This is a genomic window from Iamia sp. SCSIO 61187 (assembly GCF_019443745.1).
Classification (GTDB): domain Bacteria; phylum Actinomycetota; class Acidimicrobiia; order Acidimicrobiales; family Iamiaceae; genus Iamia.
On sequence record NZ_CP050948.1, the window covers coordinates 4597737 to 4611386 of the forward strand.

Consider the following 13650-nt stretch of genomic DNA (forward strand, 5'->3'; position numbering starts at 1 on the left):
TCTCACCAGGATGGCCGGATGTCGACGGGGCTCCGCGAGCGCAAGAAGGCCGAGACCCGGCGGGCCATCAGCGCCGCCGCCCTGCGCCTGGCCCTCGCCGACGGACCGGCCCGGGTCACCGTCGACGCCATCGCCGAGGCCGCCGACGTCTCCCCCCGGACCGTGTTCAACTACTTCGCCACCAAGGAGGAGGCCATCATCGGCCTCGACCCCGACGGGCGGGCCGCGGTCGTCGAGCGGCTGGCCGCCCGTCCTGCGGAGGAGCCCCCGCTGACCGCCCTCCGGGAGGCGATGCGCAGCGACGACCCGACCGGCGCCGTCTCGTGGCGGGCCCGGGCCCGCCTGGCCCGGGAGCACCCGCAGCTCCAGAGCGCGTACGTCGCCGGCTTCACCGCCCTCGAGGACGAGCTCACCGAGGTCGTGGCCCGCCGGATCGGCCTCGACCCGGTCGCCGACGCCTACCCCCGCCTCGTCGCCACCGTCGCCCTCACCGCCCTGCGGGTCGCGGTCCAGAACGCCATCGACGTCGGACGACTCGAGTCCATGGCCGACCTCGTCGACGAGGCCTTCGCCACCGTCGCTGCCGGCCTCCCCACCCCCGCCAGGAGCACGCCGTGAGCACCACCGTCAGCAACCCCGCCGTCAACGCGGCCGGCTACACCCACAAGCGGGTGCTGGTGATCTTCTCGGCCCTGATGCTGGGCATGGTCCTGGCCGCGCTCGACCAGACGATCGTCGCCACCGCCCTCCCCACCATCGTGGGCGACCTCGGCGGCCTCGACCACCTGGCCTGGGTGGTCACCAGCTACCTGCTGGCGACCACGGTGTCGACGCCCCTCTACGGCAAGCTCGGCGACCTGTTCGGGCGCAAGACCCTGTTCCTGGTCGCCATCGGCATCTTCGTGGCCGGCAGCGTCCTGTGCGGCCTGGCCACCTCCATGCCCACGCTCATCGCCTACCGGGCCGTCCAGGGCGTCGGCGGCGGCGGCCTGATCGTGCTCGGCCAGGCGATCATCGCCGACGTGGTGAGCCCCCGGGAGCGGGGTCGCTACCAGGGCATCTTCGGCGCCTTCTTCGGGGCGTCGAGCGTGGCCGGCCCGCTCCTCGGCGGGTTCTTCACCGACAACCTGTCGTGGCGCTGGGTCTTCACCATCAACATCCCGCTCGGGCTGGTGGCCTTCGTCGCCGCCTGGATCGTGCTGCCGGCCTCGCCCCGTCGGGAGCGGGTGCGCATCGACTACGCCGGTGCGGTCGTGCTGTCGGCCGCCATCACCCTGATCGTGCTGGTCACCACGTGGGGCGGCAACGAGTACGAGTGGGGCTCGCCAACCATCGTCGCCATGATCATCGGTGCCGCCGCCCTGACCGCGGTCTTCGTCGCCATCGAGCGGCGCGCCGACGAGCCGATCCTCCCGCTCCGGCTCTTCCGCAACCGCACCTTCGACCTGTCGAGCGGCATCGGGCTGATGATCGGCATGGCCATGTTCGGCGTCATCAGCTTCCTCCCCCTCTTCCTCCAGACCGTGAACGGCGCCTCGGCCACCGACTCGGGGCTGCTGCTGGCGCCGCTGATGATGGGGCTGCTGGCGAGCTCGATCGTGGCCGGCCGATCCGTCACCCGCACCGGTCGGTACCGCCGGTTCCCCATCGCCGGGTGCGCGATCACCGCGGTCGGGATGTTCCTGCTGTCGACCCTCGGTCCCGACTCGTCCCGCTGGGAGTCGGGCATCTACATGGTCGTGTGCGGCATCGGCCTCGGCTTCACCATGCAGCTGATCGTCCTGGCCACCCAGAACGCGGTGCCGGTGTCGGACCTCGGCGTCGCCACCGCCTCGGTCAACTTCTTCCGCTCCATCGGGGGGTCGATCGGCGTCGCCCTCTTCGGCGCCCTGTTCAACTCCCGGCTGGCGGCAGCCATCGGTGAGGACGAGTCGCTGCGCCCCGAAGCGGTCCAGGCCCTCCGCCCGGGCCCGCGGGCGGCCTACATCAGCGACTTCGCCGACGCCCTGACGGGGACGTTCCTCTACGCCGTGCCGCTGCTCGTCCTGGCCCTCGGCCTCGCCGTCGCCATGCGGGAGCTCCCGCTGCGCACCCACAACCAGGCGGCGGACCCCGACGCCGTCCGCCCCGAGGCCCTCACCCCCGACCCGGTCTGAGGGGGCCCGGCCACCATGCGCGTCCCCTCATCCCGCGGCACCTCGATCGTCGTCCACGACCTCGGCGGCGAGGGGCCCGCCCTCCTGGTCTGCCACGCCACCGGGTTCTGCGGCGGCGCCTACCGGCCCCTCGCCGCCGCCCTCGCCCCGCACCACCGGGTGTTCGCCCTCGACGCCCGCGGCCACGGCGAGTCCACGCCACCCGATGACGGCGACTTCGACTGGGGCGGCATGGCCGACGACGTCGCCGCCGCCGCTCGGGCTGTGGCCGGCGTGGCCGACGGGCCGCTGCACGTGGTCGGCCACTCGATGGGCGGGGCCGCCGCCCTGCTGGCCGAGCAGCGGGCGCCCGGGACCTTCGCCTCGGCCTACCTCTACGAGCCCATCGTGCCCACCGCGCCGCTCCCGGCCGGTGCCGGCGGGGACGCCGGGCCGGGGGACGCCGCCGACGGGAGCGCCGCCCTGTCGAACCCGATGGCCGACGCCGCCCGCCGCCGGCGAGAGGTCTTCGCCTCGCGCGCCGAGGCCCTGTGGCGCTACGCCTCCCGACCGCCGCTCGCCGTGCTCCAGGCCGCCTCGCTGGCCGCCTACGTCGAGGCCGGCTTCGCCGACCTCCCCGACGGGAGCGTGCGGCTGCGGTGCCGGGCCGAGCACGAGGCCCGGACGTTCGCCTCGACCGGTGGCATCCACCTCGCCGTCGTCGCCGACGTCGCCGTGCCGACCGTCGTTGCGTGCGGCGGGGCGGACCCGGGGATGGTCGCCGACATGGGCCCGAACCTGGCCGCCGCCCTCCCCCACGCCACCCTCGAGCGCCACCCCCGCCTGGGGCACTTCGGCCCGCTGCAGGACCCGGCCACCATCGCCGCCGCCATCGTCGCCCACACGACGGCGACGACCGCTACCCCTCCCGCTCGGCGGCGTGGGTGACGGCGTCACCGACGATGTGGGCGACGTGGCGGTCGGTCAGCCCGTAGGCGACCTCGCGGCCGCGGCGGTGGCTCACCACCAGGTCCACGTCCTTGAGGATCCGCAGGTGCTGCGACACGAGGGGCTGGGGGACGCCGAGGGCCTCGACCAGCTCGTGCACGAAGCGCTCCCCCTGCGCCAGCTCGAGCACGATGGCGATGCGGTGGGCGTTGGCCAGCGCCCGGAGCAGGTCGGCCGCGGCCCGGTGGCTCGACGGGGCGTCCTCCACGGCGGGCAACGGTAGCGGGAACGGTTCTCAGCGGCAGGCGAGGGCGGCGGCGACGAGGTCGAGGATCGGCTGACGGAGGGCAGCGAGGGCGGCGGTGTCACCGCTGACGAGGGGCTCGGTCACCAGCGAGCCGACGGCGGCGACGAGGACGGTGCAGGCGAAGCGGCCGCGCTCGTCGCCGACGCCGAGCACGTCGGCCAGCACGGCCGTGATCCGCTCCTGCAGCGCAGCCCGGCGACGGATCGCCTCGGGGCCGGCGGCGTGGCACTCGACCAGGAGCACGCGGGCGGGGCCGGCCGAGGCGGCGAGGACCTCGAGGTAGCGGGTGAGCAGCCGGTCGAACCGGGCCAACGGGGCGTCGCCGCCGTCGCCGAGCACCGGGACCACCTCGGCCAGGAGGATCTCCCCGGCGGTGTCGAAGGCGGCGAGGAAGCAGTCGAGCTTCGAAGCGAACTGCTCGTAGAACGTCTGGCGGGACACGCCCGCCCGGCCGATGACGTCGGCCACCGAGGTGGCGGCGTAGCCCTTCTCCCCCACCACCTCGGTCAGGGCCAGCATCAGGCGGGCCCGCTGGGCCGCCGCCACCTCCTCGCGCGTGAGGGAGTGCCGGCCCCGCGGCAGCCGCGCCACCTCAGCCACGCCGTCGTCGCCGGGGCCGGCGCTCGTCGGGGGCGACGCGCAGCGTGCGCAGGAACGTCGCCAGCATCTCGTAGTGGCCGGCGAGCAGGACGAGCTCGATGGCCGCCCGCTCGTCGAGGTGGCGGCGGAGGTCGGCCCAGCCGGCGTCGTCGATGTCGCCGTCGCGGTGGAGGGAGTCGACGGCGGCGAGCAGCGCCCGCTCGCGCTCGGACAGCCCGGGGGCGGAGGGCCCGGCCTCGACCCGGGCCAGGTCGGCCTCGGTCACGCCGGCGCGCCGGCCGAGGTGGCGGTGGTGCTCCCACTCGTAGGTGCACCCGGTCAGGTGGGCGACGCGGAGGATGACGAGCTCGGTCTCCCGGCGCGGCAGCGTCCCGAACGGCATGAGCCGGCTCGCGAACCGGAGCCAGCCCCGGAGGAGCCGGCGGTGCCTGCCCAAGGTGAGGAAGAGGTGGGGCGGGCCGGTGCCCTGGGCCCGGCCGGCGGCGTGGCTGAGGGCCCACGTGAGCACGCCGACGTCGCCCCGGCCGCCGGGGGTGATCCGCGGGGCCGCATCGGTCACCGGTCGGCCCGCTCGGGCTGGGGGGTGGTCAGGTCGACCCGCTCGGTGCGGGCGATGGCCAGGGCCTCGACCAACCCGCGCTGGGTCGCCCGCTCGACGACGACCTGGGCGGCCATGCGGACGGGCAGGACGGCGCCGACCCACGCCGGAGCGACGATGCGGCGGCGGCGCCGGGCGATGCCCCGCTCCAGGGCCCGGACCCCGAGCTCGAGCGGCGCCACGCCGGTGGCCCGGGCCGCCGGGCCCTGGCCCATCAGGGTCCGGGCCGCCTCGGTGCCGAAGCCCCGGCTGGTCATGTCGGTGTCGAGCTCGGCGAAGTAGGCGACGCCGACCCGGGCGCCGGTCGGGCGCAGCTCGGCCCGCAGGGTGTTGCCCAGTGCCTCGACGGCGGCCTTCGACGCGCCGTAGGCGCCGAGGAGGGGCGGCTGGACGGCGGCGGCGAGCGACGCCACCGCCACGGCGTAGCCCGACGGGTGGCTGATGTGGGGGCCGGCCGCCCGCAGGGTCAGGTAGGCGCCCACCACGTTGACCTCCAGCGTCCGCCGCATGATCTCCGGGTCCCCGCCGATCAGGGGGAGCTGGGCGGCGACGCCGGCGTTGGCCACCACCACGTCGAGCCCGCCGAGGGCGTCGACGGCGGCGGCCACGGCGGCGTCGACGTCGTCCTCGACGGTGACGTCGCACGCGGTCCAGGGCGCACCGCCGCAGCGGCCGGCGACGGCGGCCAGCCCGTCCGGCTCCAGACCGGCGAGGGCGACGCGCGCGCCGCGCTCGTGGAGCCGTTCGGCCAGGGCGGCGCCGATGCCCCGGGCCGCCCCGGTGATCAGCACCCGTCGTCCGGTCAGCGGTCGCTCGGCCATCACTCGTCTCCTGGGTCGGTGCAGCTGTCGGTGGCCTCGTCGCCGGCCAGGCGGGCCTCGATCCACGCCGTCACCGCGTCGGCCGTCGCCGGGAGGATGGATCCGTGGTCGGCGCCGTCGACGACGGTCAGCTCGGTGACCTGCCCGGCGGCGCACAACCGGGCGAACAGGTCGCGCACCCGGTCGATGACCACCCGGTCGTCGACGGTGCCCGAGGCCAGGTAGACGGGGACGCCGTCGACGGCGACCTCGCCCACGTCGTTGGCCAGCAGCACGCTGCGGGCCGGCTCGGTCTGGCGGGGGTCGGCCACGAAGGCCCCGCCGAGGGCGACGGGGACGAGGGCCTCGGTGATCTCGTCGAGGCAGCCGGTCTCGAACACCTCGGCGGCGGCGAGGGCCTCGGGGGTGAGGTACTCGGCCGGGTCGAGCTCGGGGTGCTCGGTCGCCCCGCCGACGAGGCCCATCATGGTGAGGACGGCGGTGACGATCGGGTCGATGCCGCCGTAGACCCGGTCGAGCATCGCCGCCGGAGCCAGGGCGACGGTGCCGACGAGGTCGAGCTCGGGGGCCCGCTCGACCGAGAGCTCGTGGGCACTCAGGGCGCCGTGGCCGCCCTGCGAGTGTCCGACGGCGACCCAGCGGTCGCCGGCGTGGGCGTCGGGGAGCCGGCCGGCCGCCCGCACGATGTCGATGACGGCGTGGCCCTCGCTGGGCTTCGACAGGTAGGGGTGGATCTCGCCCACCGGGCCCTGGCCCACGTAGTCGGTCATGGCCCAGACGCCCTCGACGCCCCAGCCCGGGGCCTCGTCGGTCGTGCGGCTGAGGGCGCACTGCTCGGCCACGCCGGTGGTGCCGTGGGCGGTCGAGAGCACGGGCCACCCACCCTCGGGGGCGTCGCCGGTCGGGTGGGTGATGACGCCGGTGACGGCCCGGTCGCGGCCCTGGGCGTCGGTCGAGTGGTACATGACCCGCACGGTGGCCCGCCCGTCGGTCTCACCCACGTCCTGGATCCGGATGAGGTCGCCCGGCTCGCCCGCCGGCAGCGGGTCGGGCACCACGTAGAAGTCCTCGACGCTCCCCGGGAACACCTCGGGACCCGCGGGGGCGGATGCGGTCGGGGCCGGGCTCGTGGTCGTCGTCGCCCCGGTGTCGTCGTCGGCGGCGCCGTCGTCTCCCCCCGAGCAGCCGACCAGCAGGGCCAGCACGGCGGCGACGGCAGCAGCTCTCCGGGTCACGGGCGAGCACCGTAGCCGATCCATGAACACGAGTGTTCACCGATCTGGGGACCGCCGCCGACACCGTTCTGAGCCAGGGATCGGCCACCCGTGGCCCACCTCTGGCTCAGAACCGTCCCGCCTGATCGCGTCCCGGGTTCTGAGCCAGGGATCGGCCAGCTGTGGCCCACCTCTGGCTCAGAACGGTCGACGCCGCTCGACGAGACGGGTGGGGCATCATCCGGGGGTGAGCTGGGGTGCGGTCGTCGCCGCCGTGGTGGCGGTCGGCCTGGTCGTGACCCCGGCCTGGCGGATCAGCCGCGGGTGGGTGACGCTCGGCCACGAGGTCGGCCACGCCCTCGCCGCCATCGTCGCCGAGGCCCGGGTGCGGCGGATCCGGGTCGAGCTCGACACCTCGGGCGTCACCGAGTGGAGCGGGACCTCCGTGCACCGCCGCATCCCCCGGGGCTTCGTGGCCTGGTGGGGCTACCCGGCGCCCGGGCTCGGAGCCGTGCTCCTCGCCGTCGGCGTCCGCACCGACCACGAGGTCGTGTCCTTGGGCGTCCTCGCCGTCGCCTCCCTGGTCGTGCTGGCCGTGTGGATCCGCAGCGCCTGGGGCGCGGTGCTCACCATCGCCCTGGGCGGCGGGGCCGCGCTCGGGGCGACGAGCGGCGACACCGTCGCCAAGGCCATCGCCGTCGGGGTCGCCGCCCTGTGGGCGGTCGGCGGCGTCCGGGCGGCGGCGTCGGCCGCGCCCCGGACCCGGCGGGGCGACGGGTCCGACCAGGCGACGCTGGCCGAGGTGCTGTGGCTGCCGGTCGGGTTCTGGTCGGCGACGATGGTGGTCACGGCGGCGGCGACCACCCTGGCCGCCGCCGTCATCGCCGCCCCCGCCGTGACCGGCTGAGCCCAGCCGATCAGCCCAGCTCGGGGAGCTCCTGGGGGGCGTCGATCAGCTCCCGCAGCGGGTCGCCGACGGCCTCGACGTGGGCGAGGGCGGTGCGGATGGTCCACCGGTCCGGGGCCAGGTCGGGGTCGTCGAGCTCGTCCCAGGTGATCGGCACGGAGACGGGCGCCCCGGGCGCGGGGCGGGCCGAGAACGGCGCCACCAGCGTCTTGTTGACGGCGTTCTGGGTGAAGTCGAGCCGCGCCCGGCCGCCCCGCTCGCGCTTGGCCCACGCCCAGCTGACGAGGTCGGGCACCACCCGGCCGACGGCGCGCGACAGGGCCTCGACCCAGTCGCGGGTGTCGTCGAACGAGTACCCGGGTGCCACCGGGATCCAGATCTGGATGCCCCGCTTGCCGGTGACCTTGGCCGCGGCCCGCACGTCGAGCTGCTCCAGGGCGGCGCGGTGGAGCACGGCCAGCTGGACCAGGTCCTCCCACGTGGTGTCCGTCCCCGGGTCGAGGTCGATGTAGGCCCACGCCGGCTCCTGCGACGACGCCGTCCGCGAGTTCCACGGGTTGAGCTCGACCGAGCCGTAGTTGGCCAGCCACGCCAGGGCCGGCGGGCTGTCGACGACGAAGTAGGTGCGGGTCTCGCCGTCCCGGGCGCGGGGGTAGTCCCACGTCGCCATCCACTCCGGGGCGTGGCTGGGGACGGCCTTGTGCCAGAACCCGGGCTTGTCGACGCCCTGGGGGAAGCGGTTCGAGTTCACCGCCCGACCGGCGAGGTACGGGAGCATGTGCGGGGCGATGACGGCGTGGTACCGGATGAGGTCCCGCTTGGTCACCGGCGCCCCGTCGGCGCCCGGCGGGAACAGCACCTTGTCGAGGTTGGTGAGCGCCAGGGTGCGGCCCTGGAGCTCCCACCGGCCCTTGGCCCCGAGGGCGTCGAGGGCGGCCAGCTCGTCGTCGGTGGGCGGGTCCCAGGACGGCGTCACGCGTCGTCGGGCTCCGGCCCCCCGCCGTCGGCCGGCCGTCCGAGGGTGGACCGGATGGCGCCCCGGCTCGACCACCGCGGCATCCACCCGAGGACGTCCTTGGCCTTGGTGGTGTCCATCACCGAGGGGTGGCTCATGGCCTCGACCCACTCGACGAGGGGCGGGACGAGCGGTGGGGTGGGCAGGGCGGCGAGGCTGCGGGCGGCGGCGTGGACGATCTTGGCCGGGATCGGGAGGGGGGCCAGGCCCAGCTCCCCGGCGATCTCGGCGCCGGTCAGGGTGTCGTCGGCGGCGATGTTGTAGGCGCCGGGCGGGCCGGCCCCGACGGCGCAGAGGAGCAGGGCCTGGCCGACGTCGTCCTCGTGGATCAGCTGGACGGGGACGTCGGGGGCGAGCACCGGCAGGGGGAACGGCAGCCGGTCGACGGCGCCGGCGATGCTGCGACCGAGGTGCTCGAGCGGGCCGGGGAGGATGTCCTTGGCGCCCATGGCGTGGGGGCCGAGCACGATCGGCGGGCGCAGGAGGTAGAGGCCGAGGTCGGGGGCGGCGGCCGAGGCCGCCTCCAGGAGGCCCTCGAGCTCGGCCTTCTCCTGGGCGTAGAAGAGGCGGTGGGCCGGGCGGGTGGGCCAGTCCTCGGTCATGCCCACCGGGTTGTCGGAGTGGAACCCGTAGGCGGCCACCGACGAGGCGTAGACGAAGCGGCGGACCCCGGCGGCGGCCGCGGCCCGGAAGGCGTTGAGGGTGCCGCCGATGTTGATGTCGCGGGTGACCTCGCGCGACGCCGTGCCGGTGATCAAGAAGGCGAGGTGGACGACCACGTCGGCCCCGGCGAAGACCTCGGCCAGGGCCTCCTCGTCGCGCACGTCGCCCTGGCGGTACTCCATCTTCGACCAGCCCAGGGCGGCCGGGTCGAAGGGGCGGCGGGCGATGCCGACGATCCGTCCGACCCGCGGGTCCCGCTCGAGCAGCGGCACCACCCCGTGCCCGAACGTCCCCGTCGGCCCCGTCACCGCCACGACCAGGTCGGACTCCGCACCATCAGCCATCCGCCGACCGTACAAGCCCAAACCCCCGGAGAGGCCCGGCCGAGAGACGAGGCGAGCAGAGAACCTCCGGCAGACCAGCCGGGAGCCAGACGAGGACGGGAGGCCCGGCGCAGCCGCAGGGGGGTGCGGGGGGTCGCCCCCCGCAGAGGAGCGGTGTCGCCGAGGGACGAGGCGTCCCGCTCCGGGAGGACCTTCAGCCCCGAGCGGAGCGAGGGCCCGTCAGTTCGAGGAAGAGACCGAGCGAAGCGAGCGTCTCTGACGAGAGCTACGAGTACCAGTAGATGTCGTCGACCTGGTTGCCGTCGTAGTCGCCCACGACCGGGGTGTAGATGCCGTTGATCGTCTGGCCCACGGCGGACTTGGTTCCGTCCCGGCCCAGGTCCTTCCAGCGGGAGTCCTGCCCCGGACCGGGGGTGTACCAGACGATGTCGTCGCGGCCGTTGCCGTCGAAGTCGCCGGCGAAGGGCCGGTACTGGGCACCGGTGACCCTACTGGCCGTCTTGGTGATCGAGCCGTCCCGCTCGAACCACCAGATCGAGTCGGCGGCTGCGCCGGGGCCGTACCAGAAGATGTCGTCGACGCCGTCGCCGTCGAAGTCGCCCACCACCGGTCGGTAGCTGCCGAAGATGGAGACGGCCCGCGAGCGGGGGATGCCGTCGGTCCCGAACGACCAGATGGTGTCGGGGGCGTGGCCCGGCTGGACCCAGAGGATGTCGCTGGTCCCGTTCCCGTCGAAGTCGCCGACCGAGGGCGAAGCCGTCCACGGCATGGAGAGGTCGCGCTTCACCCACCCACCGCCACCGGCGCCGAGCCACACCTGGTCCCGCCGGGCGTTGGGCTCGTGGTTGGTGCCCGACTGGTTCGGGTCGGCGACCTTGGGGTCGGGGCCGGGCTGGTACCAGTAGATGTCACCGCGACCGTCGGCGTTGAAGTCCCCGGCGAGGGGCACGAAGGTGCCCCTCTGGTCGAAGGTGGTCGGGGAGAACCGGCCGGCGGTGGCGGTGCCCCTCCAGAGGGAGTCGGGCCGGTCCCACGGCCCGTAGAAGACGATGTCGTCGTAGCCGTCGCCGGTGAAGTCACCGGTGGCGGGGATGTAGCTGCCCGAGACCCGCGGCGAGGTCGAGGTGTAGGCGCCGGTGCTGCGGTGCGACCACAGGTTGTCCGGCCCGGCGCCGTTGTCGAGGTAGCGCCTCACCACCCGCACGCCCGAGGCCGGGTCCGGGGACAGCTCCATCACGTGCTGGCGGCGGTAGCCGGTGCCGCGCCCTCCGCTGGTCCCCGTCCAGGCGTGGTAGACGGCGGTGAACCGGCCCCGGGCGTCGACGATCCCGTCGGCCCCGCCGGGGCCGTAGGCGCCGGCGGCGGAGCGGAGGATCGGGTTCGACCCGGACTTGGTGCACGGCCCCAGCGGGCCCGAGCACAGGGCGTAGCCGGTGGCGTAGCTGCTCGAGCTGTACTCGTTGCCGGAGTAGAGGAGGACGTAGCGCCCGTTGACCTTGGTCATCGACGGGTTCTCGACGACCCGCCCCTCCCAGCCCTGGCTGACGGTGATGAGCCGGCGGGCGGCCCCGCCGGCGAAGGACGTGCCGGTGGCCGAGAGCTCCCGGCCCCAGACCGCCGGGTAGTTGCCCCGCAGGTTCCCCTCGGTCTTCCAGATCAGGAACGCCCGGCCCGTCGCCTCGTCGACGATCACGTCGGGGTCGATGGCGCCGCCGGGGTCCGTCGAGGTCGACGTCGACACGATCGGCGAGCTCGACGCGGCCCGGAAGGGGCCCATGGGGTTGTCCGCGGTGGCCACGTAGATGGCGAAGCGGCCGTAGGGCGTGTAGCTGCCCGGGTTGGCGATGCGGACCGAGATGAAGGCCACCCACCGGCCCCGGATGTGGGCCACCGACGGCGCCCACGGCTCCTTCTGCACGCCGCTGGGGGTCCAGGGCATGTCGGGGAAGCCGTCGTTGTAGTAGCCGTAGCCGTCCCGCATCCCGAGCGCCCCCTCGTACTGGGTCCGGGGGGTCCAGGTGAGGCCGTCGCCCGACCAGCCCACGGGGAGGTTCGAGCTCCCGTGGTTGGTGCTGTAGGTGAACAGCAGGTCGCCCATGGACGCGACGGTGGGGTCGGGGTGGACGCCCGTGTAGGGGACGCCGGGCTTGTACCACCCACCGCTGTTCGAGGATCCGTACGACGGCGGACCGCCGGGGGCCGGCTCGCACGCCGTGCCGAGGGCCAGCGTCGCGGCCAGGGCCACGAGGCCGATGATCCGCCGTGATCTCGTGCTCATCCCCCTCACCGTCGGCCGCGACGGGCCGAGATCAAGCGCCCGGCCCGGCGTGGGCCAGGCTGGCCCCATGACCGACCGGTACGCCGACTTCCCCGACCTCACCTTCGACCGTCCGGCCGACGGCGTGCTGCGGATCACCCTCGACGGGCCCGGGCTCAACGCCGTCGACCGGGCCGTGCACCGCCAGCTGGCCGACGTCTGGCTCGCCGTCGACCGCGACCCCGACACCAACGTGGCCCTGCTGCGGGGGGCGGGGCGGGCCTTCTCGGCCGGCGGCAGCTTCGAGATGGTCGAGGAGATCATGGACGACGAGGCGGTCCGCCTGCGCGTCCTGCGCGAGGCCCGGGACCTCGTCTTCAACGTGATCGACTGCTCGAAGCCGATCGTGTCGGCGATCCACGGCCCCGCCGTCGGGGCCGGGCTGTGCGCCGCCCTCCTGGCCGACGTCTCGGTGGCCGCCCGCACGGCCAGGATCATCGACGGCCACACCCGGCTGGGCGTGGCCGCCGGTGACCACGCCGCCATCTGCTGGCCCCTCCTGTGCGGCATGGCCAAGGCCAAGTACCTGCTGCTGACGTGCGATCCGCTCACCGGCGAGGAGGCCGAGCGCATCGGCCTGGTGTCGCTGGTCGCCGACGACGACGCCGTCCAGGACCGGGCCCTCGAGGTCGCCACCCAGCTCGCCGGTGGCGCCCAGGCGGCGATCCGCCTCACCAAGCACACCCTGAACCACTGGTACCGCCAGCAGGCCGCGGTGTTCGACGCCTCGCTCGCCTACGAGTTCCTCGGCTTCACCGGACCGGACGCCCGGGAGGGCCTGGCCGCCCACCGGGAGAAGCGTCCTCCCCGCTTCGACGGGCCCACCTCCGAGTAGCCCGCGACCCGGAGAACGCTGACTGCGCAACTTTCCTCCAATCCGGCGGGGGGTGGTGGCCGAACACCACCTGGCTCCCGACGACCGGGGGCCGCGATCGACCCTCCCCGGGGTCGCCCCTACGAGAGGACCCTCCTGCACATGCGCACCAAGAAGCCCTTCATGACACTGCTGGCCCTGCTGGCCACGCTCTCCCTCGCCGCCGCGGCGTGTGGTGACGACGAGGGCAGCGACACCGCCTCCGGCAGCGACACCGAGACCACCGTCACCGAGGACGAGGGCACCGAGACCACCGAGGCCGATGACGACGCCATGGCCGAGGACGACGCCGCCATGGCCGAGCCCGTCGGCGAGGCCTGCTCCGCCATCCCCGCCGACGGCGAGGGCAGCAGCGCCGGGATGGCCGACGACACCGCCGGCACCGCCGCCAGCAACAACCCGGTCCTGAGCACGCTGGTCGAGGCCGTCGTGGCCGCCGACCTGGTCGACGCCCTCAACGCCCCGGACGCCGAGTACACCATCTTCGCCCCGGCCAACAGCGCCTTCGAGGCGATCCCGGCCGAGGACCTCGACGCCCTGCTCGCCGACACCGACGCCCTCACCGACGTCCTGACCTACCACGTCTACGACGGTGGGATGCTCGACGCCGAGGCCCTGTCCGGCGAGTCCGAGCTGACCATGCTCAACGGTGACACCGTCGAGCTGGCGATGGAGGGCGACAGCCTCACCATCAACGGTGAGTCGACCGTGGTCTGCGCCAACGTGACCACCGCCAACGCGACCGTCCACATCATCGACTCGGTCCTCATGCCCCCGGCGTGAGTCCCCTCTGAGAGCAGCCGCCGATGCGGGGGGCTGACCCTCTCGGATGGAGGAGCCCGGGCCCACGGCCCGGGCTCCTCCGCGCTCGGGGTGCGGTCCCGGGTGCGCCCCGCCGGCCGGCGGC

14 protein-coding genes are annotated in these 13650 nt (G+C 74.7%); 6 read left to right on the forward strand and 8 right to left on the reverse strand.

What is annotated here, in order from left to right; genetic code table 11:
* Positions 1-18: 18 nt before the first annotated feature.
* Genes HC251_RS22210 through HC251_RS22220 form a run of 3 tightly spaced genes read left to right on the forward strand, consistent with a single transcriptional unit; the run spans position 19 to position 3083 of the window.
* A complete protein-coding gene (locus HC251_RS22210; protein WP_219942808.1) occupies positions 19-618 on the forward strand; it encodes a TetR family transcriptional regulator in 600 nt (199 codons plus the stop codon).
* On the forward strand, positions 615-2156 hold the full coding sequence (locus HC251_RS22215; protein ID WP_219942809.1) for an MDR family MFS transporter: 1542 nt from the start codon (positions 615-617) through the stop codon (positions 2154-2156). Before HC251_RS22210 ends, HC251_RS22215 begins: the two co-directional genes overlap by 4 nt.
* 15 nt (positions 2157-2171) lie before the next feature.
* Entirely contained in the window at positions 2172-3083 is a 912-nt protein-coding gene (locus tag HC251_RS22220) for an alpha/beta fold hydrolase (protein ID WP_219942810.1), read from the forward strand.
* Here HC251_RS22220 and HC251_RS22225 read toward each other — a convergent pair.
* Genes HC251_RS22225 through HC251_RS22245 form a run of 5 tightly spaced genes read right to left on the reverse strand, consistent with a single transcriptional unit; the run spans position 3055 to position 6644 of the window.
* Positions 3055-3351, reverse strand: coding sequence for a metalloregulator ArsR/SmtB family transcription factor (locus tag HC251_RS22225; RefSeq protein ID WP_219942811.1), 297 nt, complete (start codon positions 3349-3351; stop codon positions 3055-3057). The two genes, HC251_RS22220 and HC251_RS22225, sit on opposite strands and share 29 nt — an antisense overlap.
* 27 nt (positions 3352-3378) lie before the next feature.
* Positions 3379-3990: a TetR/AcrR family transcriptional regulator gene (locus HC251_RS22230; RefSeq protein ID WP_219942812.1), complete on the reverse strand. Its 612-nt coding sequence runs from the start codon at positions 3988-3990 to the stop codon at positions 3379-3381.
* A complete protein-coding gene (locus HC251_RS22235) occupies positions 3983-4549 on the reverse strand; it encodes a carboxymuconolactone decarboxylase family protein (RefSeq protein ID WP_219942813.1) in 567 nt (188 codons plus the stop codon). The genes HC251_RS22230 and HC251_RS22235 overlap by 8 nt, the downstream gene beginning before the upstream one ends.
* Positions 4546-5409 carry an SDR family NAD(P)-dependent oxidoreductase gene (locus HC251_RS26105; protein WP_219942814.1) on the reverse strand — a complete coding sequence of 288 codons (864 nt, stop codon included), beginning with the start codon at positions 5407-5409 and terminating at the stop codon, positions 4546-4548. Before HC251_RS26105 ends, HC251_RS22235 begins: the two co-directional genes overlap by 4 nt.
* The gene (locus HC251_RS22245) at positions 5409-6644 is read right to left on the reverse strand and encodes a lipase family protein (protein WP_219942815.1); all 1236 of its coding nucleotides are present in this window, start codon (positions 6642-6644) and stop codon (positions 5409-5411) included. The genes HC251_RS26105 and HC251_RS22245 overlap by 1 nt, the downstream gene beginning before the upstream one ends.
* A gap of 226 nt (positions 6645-6870) precedes the next feature.
* Between HC251_RS22245 and HC251_RS22250 the strand changes: the two genes are divergently transcribed.
* Entirely contained in the window at positions 6871-7530 is a 660-nt protein-coding gene (locus HC251_RS22250) for a M50 family metallopeptidase (RefSeq protein WP_219942816.1), read from the forward strand.
* A gap of 10 nt (positions 7531-7540) precedes the next feature.
* On the opposite strand, the gene HC251_RS22255 is transcribed toward HC251_RS22250, so the two are convergent.
* From HC251_RS22255 to HC251_RS22265, 3 genes are all read right to left on the reverse strand, one after another.
* Complete coding sequence (locus HC251_RS22255; RefSeq protein WP_219942817.1) at positions 7541-8506, reverse strand: DNA polymerase domain-containing protein; 966 nt, start codon at positions 8504-8506, stop codon at positions 7541-7543.
* Positions 8503-9552 carry an NAD-dependent epimerase/dehydratase family protein gene (locus HC251_RS22260; protein ID WP_219942818.1) on the reverse strand — a complete coding sequence of 350 codons (1050 nt, stop codon included), beginning with the start codon at positions 9550-9552 and terminating at the stop codon, positions 8503-8505. The genes HC251_RS22255 and HC251_RS22260 overlap by 4 nt, the downstream gene beginning before the upstream one ends.
* A 265-nt stretch (positions 9553-9817) precedes the next feature.
* Complete coding sequence (locus HC251_RS22265) at positions 9818-11830, reverse strand: family 43 glycosylhydrolase (RefSeq protein WP_219942819.1); 2013 nt, start codon at positions 11828-11830, stop codon at positions 9818-9820.
* 67 nt (positions 11831-11897) lie between these two features.
* Between HC251_RS22265 and HC251_RS22270 the strand changes: the two genes are divergently transcribed.
* On the forward strand, positions 11898-12704 hold the full coding sequence (locus HC251_RS22270) for an enoyl-CoA hydratase/isomerase family protein (RefSeq protein WP_219942820.1): 807 nt from the start codon (positions 11898-11900) through the stop codon (positions 12702-12704).
* 141 nt (positions 12705-12845) lie between these two features.
* Entirely contained in the window at positions 12846-13526 is a 681-nt protein-coding gene (locus HC251_RS22275; protein WP_219942821.1) for a fasciclin domain-containing protein, read from the forward strand.
* The last annotated feature ends 124 nt before the right edge of the window (positions 13527-13650 follow it).